This is a genomic window from Trichocoleus sp. FACHB-262, from assembly GCF_014696035.1.
Taxonomy (GTDB): Bacteria; Cyanobacteriota; Cyanobacteriia; order FACHB-46; family FACHB-46; genus Trichocoleus.
Genome location: NZ_JACJPK010000108.1, coordinates 243,100 through 259,086, shown reverse-complemented (window position 1 = coordinate 259,086; position 15,987 = coordinate 243,100). Strand labels below are relative to the sequence as shown.

General features: G+C 49.1%; 10 protein-coding genes. 6 read left to right on the top strand and 4 right to left on the bottom strand.

Annotated elements, in window-relative coordinates; translation table 11 throughout:
* The first annotated feature begins 90 nt into the window (after positions 1-90).
* The 4 genes from H6F68_RS26770 to H6F68_RS26755 all read left to right on the top strand — a co-directional run bounded on the left by H6F68_RS26770 (position 91) and on the right by H6F68_RS26755 (position 10,708).
* Positions 91-7,305 (top strand): response regulator, encoded by a 7,215-nt coding sequence (locus H6F68_RS26770; RefSeq protein WP_190563750.1) that lies wholly within the window; start codon positions 91-93, stop codon positions 7,303-7,305.
* Positions 7,306-7,437: 132 nt separating this feature from the next.
* On the top strand, positions 7,438-9,543 hold the full coding sequence (locus H6F68_RS26765; protein WP_190563748.1) for a prolyl oligopeptidase family protein: 2,106 nt from the start codon (positions 7,438-7,440) through the stop codon (positions 9,541-9,543).
* 136 nt (positions 9,544-9,679) lie between these two features.
* Positions 9,680-9,940 carry a hypothetical protein gene (locus H6F68_RS26760; RefSeq protein WP_242065669.1) on the top strand — a complete coding sequence of 87 codons (261 nt, stop codon included), beginning with the start codon at positions 9,680-9,682 and terminating at the stop codon, positions 9,938-9,940.
* A gap of 195 nt (positions 9,941-10,135) precedes the next feature.
* Positions 10,136-10,708 (top strand): hypothetical protein, encoded by a 573-nt coding sequence (locus tag H6F68_RS26755; protein WP_190563746.1) that lies wholly within the window; start codon positions 10,136-10,138, stop codon positions 10,706-10,708.
* Positions 10,709-10,800: 92 nt separating this feature from the next.
* On the opposite strand, the gene H6F68_RS26750 is transcribed toward H6F68_RS26755, so the two are convergent.
* The 3 genes from H6F68_RS26750 to H6F68_RS26740 all read right to left on the bottom strand — a co-directional run bounded on the left by H6F68_RS26750 (position 10,801) and on the right by H6F68_RS26740 (position 13,782).
* The gene (locus H6F68_RS26750; protein WP_190563744.1) at positions 10,801-11,790 is read right to left on the bottom strand and encodes a pentapeptide repeat-containing protein; all 990 of its coding nucleotides are present in this window, start codon (positions 11,788-11,790) and stop codon (positions 10,801-10,803) included.
* Positions 11,791-11,972: 182 nt separating this feature from the next.
* Positions 11,973-12,782, bottom strand: coding sequence for an SIMPL domain-containing protein (locus H6F68_RS26745; RefSeq protein ID WP_190433039.1), 810 nt, complete (start codon positions 12,780-12,782; stop codon positions 11,973-11,975).
* 190 nt (positions 12,783-12,972) lie between these two features.
* Positions 12,973-13,782: a pentapeptide repeat-containing protein gene (locus tag H6F68_RS26740; RefSeq protein ID WP_190563742.1), complete on the bottom strand. Its 810-nt coding sequence runs from the start codon at positions 13,780-13,782 to the stop codon at positions 12,973-12,975.
* A gap of 604 nt (positions 13,783-14,386) precedes the next feature.
* Between H6F68_RS26740 and H6F68_RS26735 the strand changes: the two genes are divergently transcribed.
* Both H6F68_RS26735 and H6F68_RS26730 read left to right on the top strand, forming a co-directional pair.
* Complete coding sequence (locus H6F68_RS26735) at positions 14,387-14,602, top strand: DUF2945 domain-containing protein (RefSeq protein WP_190563740.1); 216 nt, start codon at positions 14,387-14,389, stop codon at positions 14,600-14,602.
* 2 nt (positions 14,603-14,604) lie between these two features.
* Positions 14,605-14,934, top strand: a complete 330-nt coding sequence (locus H6F68_RS26730; RefSeq protein ID WP_190563738.1) for a DUF3140 domain-containing protein — start codon at positions 14,605-14,607, stop codon at positions 14,932-14,934.
* Between the two features lie 31 nt (positions 14,935-14,965).
* Here the strand turns inward: H6F68_RS26730 and H6F68_RS26725 are convergent, their stop codons facing one another.
* Positions 14,966-15,808 carry a pentapeptide repeat-containing protein gene (locus H6F68_RS26725; protein ID WP_242065668.1) on the bottom strand — a complete coding sequence of 281 codons (843 nt, stop codon included), beginning with the start codon at positions 15,806-15,808 and terminating at the stop codon, positions 14,966-14,968.
* Positions 15,809-15,987 lie beyond the last annotated feature (179 nt).

Sequence of the window (15,987 nt, the reverse complement as noted above, 5' to 3'; positions counted from 1 at the left end):
TATAGTTTTGGGTGCTCTTTGGCCTCAGGCTACGCTTCGATAGCAAGCATTTAGAAGAAATAACGTTTTCCAAAGGAACGGGGCACTGCTATGCAGTCAGAACAACAGCAGCGGATCATGGGTTACTTCATTGAGGAGGCCAAAGACCACCTCAACACCATTGAGCAAGGTTTGCTGAATCTGCAAAGCACAATCGAAGACTCGGAAATGGTGAATGAAGTCTTCCGAGCGGCTCACTCTGTCAAAGGCGGGGCAGCCATGCTAGGAATCAATAGCATTCAGCAGGTTTCGCACCGTCTCGAGGATTGCTTCAAACTCTTAAAAGAGTGCCCCATCAAAGTTGATCAAAAATTAGAATCTTTATTTCTTAGGGTGTTCGATACTCTGCACGAACTCCTAGAGCAACTTCAAGGACCTTTTGGTCTGACCGAAGATATTGCAAACGGTATCATGTCAGGCATTGAGCCGATTTTTACCGAGCTCACCAATCACTTGGAAGGACTGATCACTCAAGCGGGTGGTGTAATTCCAGCCGAAGAAGGGTCTAGCTTTATCCCTGTTGTGGTTGAGGCCACCCCAATCCCAGTTGCAGCAGCTCCTCTGCATCAAGAAGAAAGTGCGTTGCTATTGCTTTTTCAAAGCGATGTGCCAACCCGCTTACGCGAAATGTTGCAGTTGTTCAAGCAGTCGGAAAGCTCAGAGAATCGAAAACAACTGCAAGATCTTTGCCGTAGCTTAGGACAACTAGGTGAACCATTCGATTTGCCAAATTGGTGCAACTTGCTTGAGGTGTCTCGTCAAGCAATCGCCTGCCCTGATAATGCCTACCGCACTCTAGCTCCCATTGTCATTAAAGAAATCAAAAAAGCACAGGAGTTGGTTCTAGCTAACCAAGCAGCGACAATTTTAGCTGGGGACGCTCTGACCGTTCTAGTGCCTATTTCCGCCGCCGAAGCTGCAACAGAACCTACATTTGATGACCTTCTGGATGGAGATCTCTTTGAACTCACTAATCAGCCGGAAGAGTCTCTGACTGAAGCCTTCGATTTATTTGAAACGGCAGAAGAGCCTACTTCCGATGACATTTTTGCTGTGGACCTCACTGAAGGTAGTCCGTCAGATGGGCTTGAGGATTGGTTTAGTAGCCCTGCCCTAGAACCAGATGCAGTCACCAACGACGCAGACCTCGGTTTAGATTTATCCTCCGACCTCAACGCAGACTTGGTTACGGCTGAGCAGGCTACAGGCGATCGCAATGGCCCTGAGGTAGGAATGGCGGAGCTAAACAGCTTGGCCGATCTGTTTGAAGGGGAAGTTCTTGATTTAGGCGTGACTTGGCAGGAAGAAGAAATTATCAGAGAGACTGCTGAGTCAGCAGATGGTTCTCTAGAAAGTGATGTCAACTCAGATGATTTCTCAGATTTACTCTTTGATGCAGAGAGCTCTGGGAATTCCAGTTCTAAGGCCAGGGGAGGAGATGACCTCGCTAGCTTGTTTGGCAGTGATGACTTGCTCAATGATGAATCTTTAGATTTCCAAGGCTTAGAAGATTTCACTGATGCCTCACTGGATTCTGCGGCAGCGATCACCTTTGAAGACCAAGCTGAAGAGCAACCTGATCTAGACTTTTTCGGAGATCTTGAATCAGACGATGCTGCTTTCAATAGTCTCGGTGTAGAAGCAGTAGAGGACTCTATAGATACCTCAGCAGACAACTTAGCCTTTGAAATATCTGAGTCAAGCTTTGAGTTATCCGAATTTGAAGTTGTTGCTGATGAGATTGTCGTTGAGGTTCCTTCAGACGATTTGGGAGAGTTCCCTGACTTATTTGCTGAGTCTGATGAAAGCGAGCTACTCTCTCTAAAAACTTCTTCTGAGGAGCTGACTAACGCAGCTGTTTCAGATGATTTCACTGATTTCTTCAATGAGCCTGCCCCAGAAACCTCTCTTGAGGGACTGGGTGATAGCGAACCTGATTTCTTCAGCGCTGAGCCAACCTTTGAGCCTGATGCAGAGCTAGAGGCCGCTTTAGAGGGTTCAGAATCTATTGGACTATTTGGTGAGGAATCTCCTAGCGATTTAGAACCAGGGATTCTAGCTGAAGATGAGGCAGATCTGACTGATTTATTTGGTGTCGCCGAGGAACCTTCCTCTCTAGATGCAGCTGACCTGTTCGTAGCCAGCGATGATACAGACAATGTGTCAGACGACCTCTGGTCAGAGGAGACAACCGACTCAGCCGAGCCTGGGACTTCTTGGTTAGACGCTCCCATGAACGAGGTAGATGACACTCCACTCGATCTATCACTGGCAGAGGCAGACTTAGCGGCTGAGCCAGAGAGCCTAGATTTTTCCTTGGAAACGTCAGCAGAAGCCGATTTAGATGATTTGTTCGCCACTTCCTCTAACGAGGGAGATGAACCTGATGTTGATGCGGACGCACCAGTACTAGACCTGGCTTCCGAGGAGCCTGTGGCTGCGATCGCCGATCCTTGGGAGGAACAAGGGCTGACAGGTGGCGATTCTGAGCCTGAAGCGAGTTGGAACTTAGACGCTTTAGATTTAGATGAGGCTCTAATAACGACTCCTGAAGCAACGAGAGCTGACGGAGAAGATCCCTTTGCGATCGCTGAGCAGTTAGAAAGTCTTGATTTTGATTTAGAAACTGAGAATTCTGAAGCGACATTCACTCTCGCTCCAGATGCTGATGAAGAGCTTCTGCTAGAAGAACTGACTGACAGTGCCGCCTCATCTGACTGGTCGTTGACTGAGGTTAGCGATCGCGAGACAAGCGACGAGCTAAACCTAGCTCTTGGTGCAGATGAATCCCTAGACCTGTGGAGCTCAGAAGCTTTCGATCAGACAGACCTCAATGAGGTGGTAGCAGACACTGGTCTCAACACTGAGCTTGACGAATCGTTACTCCTAGAAGAACCTACTGATGATGCCGAGTTTGCAGACTTATTGGCTGAGTCTGAGCTGAGCGATCGCAGTGACGATCTGGGCTTTGACCTGAGCAGTGATGAAACTAACGACCTCTGGGGAGACAATTTGTCATCTGGGGTTGATCTAGAGGAGCTATCACTCGCTACACCAATTGCAGCTACCGAAAGCGTTGATGATCTTGGGTTGGTGGAATCTTTTGCAGATAATGCCGAGCTAGCCGATCTCCTCACCGAATCCAGCGAATTCGGTGTCACTCCTGAAGAATTTGATTTTGAGTTAGCCAGCTCTGAAGCTACAGACCTGTGGCCTGAAGCCGTACCAAGCGAAAACGATTTGGCAGCGCTAAACCTAGAAGAAACGGCTGACTTAAGTGGCTCCGCTGACGATCCACTAGCTGACTTTTCGGTAGAAGCTAATTTTGCTGATCTCACCACTGATGCAGACGAATTAAACGCCAGCTCAGATGAGCTCGACTTTGACCTCATGGGAGCTGATGAGGCTGATGAATCTTGGATGCCAGAGCCTGCCGCAAGCTTGAATGAAGTTTCTGAAACCACAGTGGCAGAACCCTCGCTTTTTGATGAGGACTTGTCACCGGAAACAGTAGAATCCAATGCTGATTTAGGTGATTTAGAAGACTTCATGAGTGAGTCTCTAGAGGCGAGAGATGCCAACTCAGACTTTGGGGGGCTGAATGATCCATCAAATGAATTGCTACTAGATAGCTTGCCTACTGAGGAAACATCTGCCTTTGAAGACTTTAGTTTTGAGTCAGCGGTTGACACTTCGGATGAGTTGGACTTTGGCGACGAACTCACTCCAGCAGCAGATCTAGGAGACTTGTTTGATGAGCCTTCAGAGCCTGAGGCAGAGGCAGAGGCGATCGCTCTCGACTTGGGTAGCTTTGATGATTTCTCGTTAGATAGCTTGCCTGCTGAAGCCCCAGAACCGACTGAAGACTTTAGTTTTGAGTCAGTGGCAGACACTTCTGATGAGTTGAATTTTGACGACGAACTAGCTCTTAACCTAGATTCTGAAAGCAATCACACTCAACTTGACGCTTTATCCAATGTTGAGCTTGATGAATCTTCAGAGGCTGATTTCGCCTTTGACTTAGACACTCCTGAAACTAGCCTGGACGAAAGCGAGTTAGGATTCGATAGCTTACTGGATGATTCTGAGCTTGATCTAACCGAGTCTCTAGCGCCTGTAGAACCATCTCTAGGTGCTGAGAGCGAACTAGATTTTGGCGACGAATTAGCGTTAGGAGGCTTATTTGATGGCGAAGAAACCTCCGATAACCTCAGTGAAGCAAGTTTGTTTGACGAAGAAGAGTCAGATAGCCTCAATGAAGTGGATCTGTTTGACGAACAAACATCAGATAGCCTCAGCGAAGCCAGCATTTCTGAGAGCATAGATTCCGAAAGTTGGCTTGAAGGCTTTGATGCAGATGAGGCTGATGCAGCTATCACTTCTGAGGTAGCTCCTGACCTAGCCTCTGATAACAGCGATGAGTTTGGGGCCTTCTTCCAAACGGAAAGCGTCGATACAGCAGAGGAGGAAGCGGTCGATCTTTTTGCTGACTCCCCCACCACTGAATCAACTGATGAATTCGGCTTTGATGCGCTAGACCTCTCTGGCTTACCTGTTGCCGAAACGACTGAGTTTGGAGATGCCTTTACAGAGGTTGATGCAGAACTCGGCTTGGAAGACGACGTCACTACTAGCACTGAATCAGCACCAAACCTGACCACAGAATCAAGCTTTGACTTTGATGAGGTTGATCTCGATCTGTTTGATTTAGGAACAGATGCAGTTCCAGAAGCTGCGGACGTAACGGATACCAGCTTTGGCCTAGAAGATTCCGAAGCAGCAGATCTCAATGACTTTGATTTATTTGCTCTAGATTCAACGGATAATTTTTCCCATGGGTTAGATTTGGGTCAAGCTCAAGCTAGCGCCGATACTGCCGATGTTGGTGGGTCTGATTTAGATGACTTCCTAGCGATCGCTAGTGAGGAAGATAGCTTTGACGGTAACTTTGAGCATGATACAGCGCCCGCTGATTCTCTCGATAACTTTGATGACCTCGAAGCTTTACTGAGCGAGGATGATTTTGCTGCGCCACCCTCCATCTCAGAGGTAGACAAAGACGACGCGGACTTTTCAGGATTGGAAGCGTTGCTGGACGAGGAATCTTTTGGTTCTGTTAATGGGCTAGGAGCGTCTGCGTTTAGTGCTACTGCCAGTGGTGCTGGAGCTTTTGACGGTGAATTCGATGATTTAGAGAAGCTTCTAGAGGATGCTGACAAAACCTTGGGTGGTCCTCCAACCGTCAAAACTAGCCGCGGTGCTGCTCCTCAGGCTAACCGTCGGCCAGGGCGTCGAGGCGGAGCAGGTTTTGCGGAGCAAACGATGCGGGTTCCGGTTAAGCACTTAGATAACCTCAGCAACTTGGTTGGGGAACTAGTGGTCAATCGGAATAGCTTGGAGCAAGACCAAGAACGGTTGCGGCAGTTCCTAGATAATTTGCTTTATCAAGTGCAGCAACTCAGCGATGTTGGGCAGCGGATGCGTGACCTGTACGAGCGATCGCTGCTGGAAAGCTCACTCTTAGCCAGCCGCCAAAGTCATCATGCTCCAGTACATGGTAGCAATGGTGATGCCCAGAACAGCCACTCCACGGGAGCTAGCTTCGATGCCCTAGAGATGGACCGCTTTACTGGGTTCCATACCTTGTCTCAAGAGATGATTGAGTTGATTGTCCGAGTTCGAGAGTCTGCTTCTGACATCGAATTCATCGTGGATGAAACCGATCAGGTCACCCGGATGTTCCGGCAGGTGACGACTCAACTGCAAGAAGGTCTGACTCGCTCCCGAATGGTCCCCTTCGCCCAAATTGCCGATCGCTTGCCGCGAGCAGTGCGAGATATTGCCCTCAAGTGTGGCAAGCAGGCTGAGCTGCATGTCGAAGGTCGAGAAACCTTAATCGACAAGATGATTTTGGAGCAGCTTTATGACCCCATGACTCACTTGGTCAATAACGCGATCGCCCACGGAATTGAAACGCCAGATGTACGGCAAGCGGCAGGCAAGCCCTCTATTGGTCGTATTACGATCCGGGCCTTCCACCAGGGGAACCAAACAGTGATTTCCGTTTCGGATGATGGGGCAGGAGTTGACCCAGATCGAGTGAAAACAAAGGCGATCGAGAAACGTCTGGTTACGCCCGCAGAAGCCAGGACTCTCTCTCGCTTGGACGTTTATGACTTGCTCTTCCATCCCGGTTTCACGACCAAGGATCAAGTCACTGACTATGCAGGCCGTGGAGTCGGCATGGACGTTGTCCGCACTAGCTTAGGTGAGATTCGTGGTGCCATCACTACTGACTCTGCCGTCGCGAAGGGAACGACGTTTACTATTCGCCTTCCCCTTACCCTGAGCATTTCCAAAGCTCTCTGCTGCATCAGTAATCGGGCTCGCATTGCCTTCCCGATGGATGGGGTAGAAGACATGCTAGATGTGCCTAAGGAGCGGATTCAAGCTAATCCTGATGGGCAGCCTTGTATTCTGTGGCGCGATTTGCTGCTACCCTTCCGACCGTTATCTGACATTCTCAAGTACAACCGTTATCTCGGTCGTGGTAGCGTCTACGGCGGTAACCAAGAAGATGACATCGTCTCCATTGTGGTGCTTCGTAGTGCTGGCAACTTCATTGCTTTGCAGGTCGATCAGGTCTTGGGCGAGCAAGAAATTGTAATTAAGCAACTTGAAGGCCCTGTCCCTAAACCAATCGGGGTTGCTGGTGCAACAGTTCTAGGGGATGGTCGGATTATGCCGATCGCGGATGTTTTAGAGCTGATCGACCTGTCTATGGGTCGGATTCGCCGAGAAGCTAGCACGACGCTGTGGGATCAAAACGCTGAACCTCCTGTAGCGGAAGCCGTTGCCAAAACTGACCCGACGGTTCTGATTGTGGATGACTCGATTACAGTGCGTGAGCTGTTGTCCATGACGTTCAACAAAGTGGGCTACCGAGTTGAACAAGCGCGTGACGGTCAAGAAGCTTGGGAAAAACTGCGCTCTGGTCTGCCCTGCGATATGGTGTTCTGCGACATTGAAATGCCTAGAATGGACGGCCTAGAGCTGCTATCTCGCATTCAGAAAGACTCCACCCTCAACCACATCCCGATCGCGATGCTGACCTCGCGGGGTGCCGATCGCCACAGACAGATGGCTGTCCAGCTCGGTGCCAAGGGCTACTTCACCAAACCTTACCTAGAAGAAGCTTTACTAGATGCGGCTCAGCGAATGCTAAAAGGTGAAGTCTTGATTGCAGGTAGTGGGAGCCATGCGTAAGCTCTAGCTCACTTACTCAGACCTAGGAGCGATCGCGCCATTTCAAGGAGGGAATCACGCTTTTGACGGGTTCCCTCCTTTTCAGTCTCACGGAAAATATTTTTTGCCCCTATTCTTCTCTGACTTGCCACCATGCCCCACTCCAACGAACCCTTCGTTTATCCTCCCACCCCCCAAGGGTCTCAAGTTGATGTCTATCACGGCGTTGAAGTCCCTGACCCTTACCGCTGGTTAGAAGACCCGGATTCCGAGGAAACTCAGGCATGGGTAGAAGCCCAAAACCAAGTCACTTTTCAGTTTCTCAATCAAATTGCGGTTCGCGATCGTCTACAGCAACGCTTAACCCAGCTCTGGGACTATGAAAAATATGGCATTCCCTTTCGGGGTGGTGATGCCCAAAAGTATGGCGTCCCGGAGCGCTATTTCTACTTTAAGAATGATGGTCTGCAAAACCAGAGCGTCCTCTATACGCTGACCTCGCTTGATGCTGAACCTAAAGTTTTGCTGGACCCCAACAAGCTATCCGAAGACGGCACAGTGGCTCTTTCTGGGCTGGTGATTAGTGAAGACGCTAGGCTCATGGCTTATGGTCTCTCCACATCTGGGTCAGATTGGCAGGCATGGCAAGTTCGAGATATTGAAACGGGACAAGACTTGAGCGATCGCCTGGAGTGGATTAAATTCTCTGGAGCTGCCTGGACCCATGACAACCAAGGTTTTTTCTACAGTCGCTACGACGAACCCAACGAAGCAACCAAGCTAGAAGCCATCAACTATTTCCAGAAACTTTACTACCATCGTTTAGGTACCCCCCAAGCGGAGGACGTGCTGGTTTATCAACGATCTGATCAACCAGAATGGGGTTTTAATGGCGGTGTCACCGAAGATGGCCGTTATTTAATCATCTCGGTTTGGCGCGGCACCGATCCGAAGAATCTGGTGTTCTATAAGGATTTGTCGGACCCTAATGCCGCTGTGGTCGAACTGATTTCTGAGTTTGAAGCTAGCTATAGCTTTATTGATAATGAAGGTTCAACCTTTTGGTTTCAGACTGATTTAGAGGCACCACGGGGTCGCGTAATCGCGATCGATATTCAGGCTCCAGACCCAGAAAATTGGCGGGAACTGATTCCCCAAGCCGCTGAAACCCTAGAAGGTGTGGGCCTACTCAATCATCAGTTTGTAGCTTCCTACCTCAAAGACGCCCGCAGCCAAATCAAAATTTTTGACTTAGAGGGTGCCTTTGTTCGAGAAGTAGTACTCCCCGGAATTGGCTCAGCCGGGGGCTTTGGCGGACGACGAGAGGATACAGAAACGTTTTACAGCTTCACAAGTTTTACTACTCCGCCGACCATCTATCGCTACGACATGGTGAGTGGGGAAAGCAGCGTTTTTCGGCAGCCAACTGTCGCTTTTAACCCTGACGATTACGAAACCAAACAGGTTTTTTACGCCAGTAAAGATGGGACTCAAGTGCCCATGTTTATTACTTATAAAAAAGGCTTGCAGCTAGACGGCAACAATCCCACATACCTCTATGGCTATGGTGGCTTTAACGTGTCGCTGACACCTAGCTTCTCAGTTAGCAACTTGGTGTGGATGGAACTCGGCGGTGTGTATGCCATGCCGAATCTGCGCGGTGGCGGTGAGTATGGGGAGGAGTGGCATCAGGCAGGGACAAAGCTCAACAAGCAAAATGTGTTTGATGACTTTATTGCCGCAGCCGAGTGGCTGATTGCTAACCAATACACCGCTCCTAGCAAGTTAGCGATCGGGGGTGGCAGTAATGGTGGCTTGTTGGTGGGCGCTTGCATGACTCAACGCCCAGATTTATTCGCCGCAGCGCTACCCGCAGTTGGCGTGATGGATATGTTGCGGTTCCACAAGTTCACCATTGGCTGGGCTTGGACTTCGGACTATGGTTCTCCGGAAGAGTCAGAGGAGTTTAAGGCGCTTTACGGCTACTCACCGCTGCACAACCTGAAGCCAGGGACTGCTTATCCTGCCACTCTGATTACCACGGCGGACCATGACGACCGCGTGGTGCCTGCCCATAGCTTTAAGTTTGCCGCAGCGCTTCAAGCCGCCCACCAAGGGGCCGCTCCCGTCTTGATTCGGATTGAGACTAAAGCAGGGCATGGTGCAGGCAAACCCACGGCCAAAGTAATTGAGGAAGTGAGCGATCGCTGGGCTTTCTTAGTGCAGATCCTTAACATTTCGATCGCCGCTGAAGGTTGAAGTTTCATCTTGAGGAAGAGTGACAAGCTCTCTCTAACGTGCGATCGCGGTTCTTCCTATTTACAGAACTCACCCCATAGGCACCCTCGTTAACATGTTTACAAAAGTTAAATATTTTAATGAGAGTGCCTTTATCATGCCTAATTTACTAGCAGCCACTCAAGACTATTGGCGCAAGTTAAACGAGCTACAAGCGGCTTACCAACGGGGAGAAGTGTCACTGCCCGAAGTAGATGCTAGGGTGGCCGAGCTGATGAGTGAGTTGGGGCAAGAGCGACGGGCCGCGATCGACTTCACAATCGCAAATATGCGCCATTTGTGGCATCAGCAAAGAGAGATGATTATGGGGGTGAGTTTGCTGAGTGTGCTCACTTACGCTTGGGCAGTTATGCCTTAATTTAGGCAAAATCTTACAGCAAAAAATTTGAGTTTCCGGAACTTTTTGAGTTTAATTACGTCATCGTTTGGTAACGTCATAGCGGATCGCGACTCAAGTAGCTTGTGATCAACCGTTACGCTCCAAATTTGCGCTCCAGAACGGTTGTGCCTGCTATAGTTGGATGCGATCGCTCACCCAAGCGCGAGACAATTTATGAAACGATTTCTAGCTGCCCTTGCCTGCATTCCTCTCACTCTGACGAGTTCAGTTTTTGAACTTACGCCTGCTATTGCTGCCCCCACAGCCGCGGCTCAACAGGCGCAACAGCAACAAAGAGCTAAAGAACAAAGGGCTAAGGCTGCCAGTTATCGTCGTTACATGCGACTAGGGTACGCTGCGAATAAACAGCGAGATTACCAAACCGCCCAATCGAGTTTTCAAGCTGCGCTCAGAATCCGTCCTGGCGATCCTTATGCCACGAAAGCTCTACGTAACGTTAGAGGGTTTGTACGACGCAACGAGTTAATTAGGGCTGCTAACGTGGCGCGGCAAAAGCGCGCAGATGCCTTGGGTCAGACGTTACAACAAGCAACCGCAGGGCAAGATTGGCAATGTGCAGTGGCGGTGATCGATAATTTAACCCCTTTGTTGCCAGCCAATTCATTAAAGCGAGCTGAACTGCTAGCTTATCGCAGTCGATTACAAGGGTTGATCGGGGCGGAAGCGAATGTCACCCGCTGGTCTACTATTTGTAGCCAAGCTAGTCTCACGGCTCAAGGCCGCTAAAGTTTCTAGCAGCGATCGCCTCTCAAGTAAACGCAGAAGGCTCAAGAAGATCAGGAAGCGATCGTTCCATTCAGAAAAGTTTAGTCAAAGAATTAGCGGTACAAGCTGCCATCGGGCATGGTGGCTCCCACTAGAATTGCCTCATCTTCGTTGGTATCAGCGATATCTGCTCCTCGGAGGCTCGCTTCTGCCAGGTTAGTTTGCCACAGGTTTGCTTGCATCAGCTTAGCCCCCCAGAGGTAAGCGCGGTAAAAACTAGCTGCGGTTAAGTTGGCTTCGCAGAGATTCGCTGCATTCAGGTTTGCGCCCGTTAAGTCTGCTTCAGTCAAATCCGCAGCACTGAGGTCTGCTTTACTCAGAGTTGCTTCGCTTAAGTTGGCTCGGCGTAAATCGGCTTCGCTCAAATTAGCGGCATGTAAGTTCACTCGAATCAAACTCGCAACTCGTAATTGGGTTGCACTCAAGTTTGCAGCTGTGAGGGTGGCTCCATTCAGATTGGCTCCGCCTAGCTTGGCAGCACTTAAATTCACGCCATCTAAGTCAATCCCATTCAAATCCACACCATTCAAAAAGGCAGCACTGAGTTTGACGCCATTTAGTAACGCACCATTGAGAGAAGCGCCACTCAGCCGTGCCCCGGTCAAGTTAGCCCAGCTAAGATTCGCCTTGCTGAGATTAGTGGAGCGAAGATTGATATTTCGCAAATCGGCTCCACAGAGGTTTACTTCTTGTAAGTTAGCGGCTCGTAAGTTAACTGCTGCCAGGATTGCTCCGCTCACTTTAGCGCCTGTTAAGTCTGCTTTAACCAGAAACGCCCCCTTGAGATTGGCTTTGGTTAAGTCTGCATTCGTTAATCGGGTGTACCCCAGTTTGGCGAAACTCAAATCTGCTGAATAGAAAAATGCCCCATCTAAGTTTGCACCCGTCAAGGAAGCCCGACTCAAGTTGGCAGACGCAAACGAGGCACCTGTAAAGTTAGCACCTGCCAGATTTGCTCTTTCCAGGTTTACTCCAATCAGATTGAGGCCACTAAAGTCTCTTTCCCCTGCTGCATAACGTTTCAGTAATTCATCCGCATTCATACTATGGCCTCGCGATCGCTCTAGGCGGGTAATAAGTTTAAACTGCCCAAACCAAAAACAAGTTCAAAACGAATGTATCTATTGACACAAACCGTTATACAGCTTCAACATCATTGAGTCCCAGCTCACCTGAGTTTGAACAAATTTTGAGCAAAGCTATCTACCAAGGCTAGTGCCTAAAATCACTCAATTGTGTAAGTGATGCTGATCTGGCTTAAAACTCTTACCTCTGTAGAGGCCGCAGGATCGTAGGGAGGCGCACCTGTACTGGGAGGACTGAGAGGATTGGCAGGCCCCCCCACCTTAGAACCGCATTTAGAAAAAGCAGAGGGCGATCCTAGGACAGGCAATTCTGTAATTTGCAAAACGGCTCCGAGCCGAACTCGCACCGCTGTTGCTAAAGCTCGCAGACGCTCTTGGGCATCGCTTAAAGCGGCTCGCCGGGAAGCATTTTCTAAAGGCTTACAGTTTTTGACCGCATACTCCGCCCCAATGCTTTGAACGGCAAGACGATTGGTTTTCTGGGCTGCATTGTTCGCGGTTAAAACCACTTCTTGGACCCGGGGACGAGTTGGCTTTTCGAGCAAAACAATTACGTCAGCGCTTTCGCTAGAAGTTACTTGCACTGTGACGGCCTCGGCTGGAACACCAATGGCTTGTAGCGCTGTGACTACGGGTTGTAGAACCGCAGGTTGTAGCGGTCGATTACCCACTGCCAACTGATTTGGCGCTCCTGCATCTGCACCAAACGGATTACGAGTGATTACTTGAATCTCCAGCCGAGCTATATCTGCTGGAGCCGTTACCTGTCCTTGCCCCAACACTGTAATGTTGCGTGGAGCATTCACCAAAGGAGTGGCAGGATAGGCAACCTGAGCAATGGAGGTAGAAACTGCAAGTTGCGGTAAAGCTTTCAGCTCAATGGCCTTCACCTGGGGCGGAGGTAAGAGGAACGCTGACGAAAAAAGTGCTGCGATCGCGATCCCTTTCATGGGGGCAAGACTCCTGCTTCAAGCGTTTCACTTCTAACCGTTTGCTAGCTCACGATGACTTCTACGCTGCCAGCAAGCGACCTCCACTGTTATAACCTTTCCGCTCTAAGAAACACCCAAAATACTACTGTTCAGTTAGGTAAATTGACTTAGCTACACTGAATTAACGCCTATTAGCACAAAGCTTTATCTAGTTGTGAATCGTGCCATCAGGCATCACGGCTCCACTCAAATTAGCGTTTTTTAGGTCTGTGTCAATTAACGTTGCCCGTCTCAGGTTGGCATCCATCAACATGGCATCTGTTAAGGTCGCTTCAGTTAAGTTTGTCCAGCTGAGGTTGGCGCGATACAAGTTCACGTTAGTCAAATTGGCACCCCGGAGAGTAGCCCAGCTCAAGTTGGCATTTCTGAGGTTTGCCTGCTTCAGCTGGGCCACTCGCAGATTCGCTCCAGTCAGATCTGCTTTGCTCAAATTCACTTCACTAAGTTTTGCCGCATCTAAAATAGCACCGGTCAAAATACTATGAGCGAGATTGGCACGGTCTAAGCAGGCACGACTGAGGTTGACATGAGTCATGTTGGTATTACTCAGGTTGGAGCCGTTGAGTGCTGCTTCTACTAGCTTGGTGCGGCTAAGATTCGCTTCATGCAAATCTGCCTCAATTAAGCTAGCGCCGCCCATATTGGCTTCACTCAAATTGGTATTTTGCAGAATGGCACCTCGAAAGTTGGCTTCACCCGACTGCGCTCCCTTCAAGCTGGCTTCGCGAAAGTTGACCCGAATCAGGTTGGCACCAATCAGAGTCGCATTCGTTAAGTTGGCTTGACTCAAATTCGCCCCTCCCAAGTTGGCACCACTCAAGTTAGCTTCGAATAAGTTCGCTCCTGTCAAATCTATCCCGCAAAGGTTAACCTCGCTCAAAGATGCACGCATCAAGTTGACATCTTGAAAATTTCTTTCCCCTGCTGCATAACGTTTCAGCAGTTCAGCGGCATCCATAGGATTTCCTCTCGCAATTCTGTAAGTAAGCAAGTCAGCTAGGTACACTCATCCATGAGTTTTTGCTCAAACCAGCCTTAGGTCAGTGCCTAACTCCAGCCAGGTCCCGGTTTAGCTAGCGATCGCTGCTTGCTGATATAGCAGCTATTTACACTAGGCTGCCCTTCTAATCAGTAGAGCCTGACAAACTTTTATGCGTCTTAATAGTGATGAAATTAATTGATCCTACCTTCTGAGTTCGTGGTTACACACTATTTTCCAACTAGGCAGGGATCACACTTTTACTAACAATATTTGGCTTGAAATGAGATGAGTCTACTCTAAATTCATGAAGTTGGCATAATCCTTGCTACTGAGATCTCTTAATCAAGCTAGGTACCGGATCTGAAGGTTCCTTGGAGCTTGGTTAGGCGATCGCTGAAGTGACGTCCTACTTAAGACGCAACTGACAGACTGGTGCTTGATCCATATTTCGACAGAGTTATTTATGGCTATATTTACATAGCTTAACAAATAGTTAAAAAGCTAGTTAGTTTCTCGGAAGAAACCAAACTACAGCTAAAAAATCACTTAACTCAGCAACTGATTAAACGAGGTAACTGCAATGACAGAACAATTTAAGCAGGGCGATTCAGTGGAGTGGAAGACCTCTCAGGGGACAACCCAAGGTGAGGTCAAGCAAAAGCTTACTGCTCCAACTGAAATCAAAGGGCATCATGTTGCAGCTTCTCAAGAGCATCCTGAGTATTTAGTTGAAAGTGACAAAACTGGCAAACAAGCGGCTCACAAACCCGAAGCCCTCAAAAAAGTGGAGGACTAAGAATGACTACAGATGCTAAATCAGTGGTTGAGGAGTTTAAGCAAAGTGTCAATATGACGGCTCGCGAACTCAACACTTGGCTTCAAACCGAAGAGTCTAAAGGGGTAGGTCAGAAAGAATCAGGACATGAATCCATCGGTCATCAATCTGGTAAACACATCGTTGAGCTGCTCAGCAAATCCCAAGCAGACTACGACGAAGGTGATTTGTCCCAAATGAAGCGAGTGATCAGCTATGTCCACCGCCACTTAGCTCAACACCCATCTGGGGATATTGAGCAGACTCGCTGGCGTTACTCCCTAATGAACTGGGGCCACGATCCACTTAAGTAGGGGCGATCGCTTAGGTCGAGTTGGCCAAACCCTACTCATAGGTTCTACCGTTAGGCATGATGGCTCCGACTAAGCTAGTGTTACGGAAATTCACCTGATTGAGTTTGGCATCGATCAAAATCGCTTCTTGCAAATTACCTTCGCTGAGGTTGGCCCAACTCAGGTTGGCTCGGTAAAGATTGGCGCGACTCAAGTTGGCCCCTCGTAAGGTAGTCCAACTCAAATTCGCGCCTCTCAGATTTGCTCCTGACAAGTTTGCCTTGATCAAGGTGGCTCCGCTTAAGCGGGCACGGCTGAGGTGTGCTCCTTGCAGGTTAGCCAATTCTAAAATGGCTCCATTCATAATGGCGTTGGTGAGGTTAGCTAGCTCTAAGGCGGCCCCTTGCAAAATGGCGTTGGTGAGATTGGCCGCTTCTAACATCGCTCCGTTGAGAATCGCATCAGTTAAGTTGGCCCGATTCAAAGCTGCCTCTGCCAATTTGGCTCGACTTAGATCAGCGCCGCGTAAGTTCGCTTCACTCAAACTCGCCTCACTGAAATCAGCCGCCACACAAATCGCGTTAGTGAGGTTGGCCCCCCGCAGATTGGCAGTCTGCAACTTAGCTTCTCGTAAATCCACACCCGTGAGGTCAGCGCCTGTGAGATTTGCTTCTTGCAAGTTTGCTTGTAAATTCGCATTGCGAAGATTGGCTTCTCTCAGATTTGTGCCAATTAAGGAAGCACCCAGCAGCTTGGCACCGCTCAAATTAGCCCCTCGCAGATTCGCCTCACTTAGATCGGCTTTGACTAAATCTGCACCTGCTAAATTGGCACTGCGAAAATCTCGCTCGCCTGCTGCATACCGCTTGAGTAAATCCATAGGCACCCAGGTCATCTTAGTCCGCTTTTGCTGTCACTAGCTTTAGAGTGCCTTAATGGATACAAGGTGCATCATTCCTTTTAATTCTTAAGAGTTTAATTTTCTGAGCGGACGAGGCGATCGCTACTTATTTCGCCACTGATGACGATGGCAATTAATCTTTTCTGAAAAGGGTCAGAGAAAAATCAGGCCAG

Excerpts from the sequence above, each read along its gene's own strand:
- H6F68_RS26750 (WP_190563744.1), bottom strand. The coding sequence starts at position 11,790 with ATGAATGCGGATGAATTACTGAAACGTTATGCAGCAGGGGAAAGAGAC.
- H6F68_RS26730 (WP_190563738.1), top strand. The coding sequence starts at position 14,605 with ATGACTACAGATGCTAAATCAGTGGTTGAGGAGTTTAAGCAAAGTGTC.
- H6F68_RS26735 (WP_190563740.1), top strand. The coding sequence starts at position 14,387 with ATGACAGAACAATTTAAGCAGGGCGATTCAGTGGAGTGGAAGACCTCT.
- H6F68_RS26770 (WP_190563750.1), top strand. The coding sequence starts at position 91 with ATGCAGTCAGAACAACAGCAGCGGATCATGGGTTACTTCATTGAGGAG.
- H6F68_RS26745 (WP_190433039.1), bottom strand. The coding sequence starts at position 12,782 with ATGAAAGGGATCGCGATCGCAGCACTTTTTTCGTCAGCGTTCCTCTTA.
- H6F68_RS26725 (WP_242065668.1), bottom strand. The coding sequence starts at position 15,808 with ATGACCTGGGTGCCTATGGATTTACTCAAGCGGTATGCAGCAGGCGAG.
- H6F68_RS26760 (WP_242065669.1), top strand. The coding sequence starts at position 9,680 with ATGCCTAATTTACTAGCAGCCACTCAAGACTATTGGCGCAAGTTAAAC.
- H6F68_RS26740 (WP_190563742.1), bottom strand. The coding sequence starts at position 13,782 with ATGGATGCCGCTGAACTGCTGAAACGTTATGCAGCAGGGGAAAGAAAT.
- H6F68_RS26755 (WP_190563746.1), top strand. The coding sequence starts at position 10,136 with ATGAAACGATTTCTAGCTGCCCTTGCCTGCATTCCTCTCACTCTGACG.
- H6F68_RS26765 (WP_190563748.1), top strand. The coding sequence starts at position 7,438 with ATGCCCCACTCCAACGAACCCTTCGTTTATCCTCCCACCCCCCAAGGG.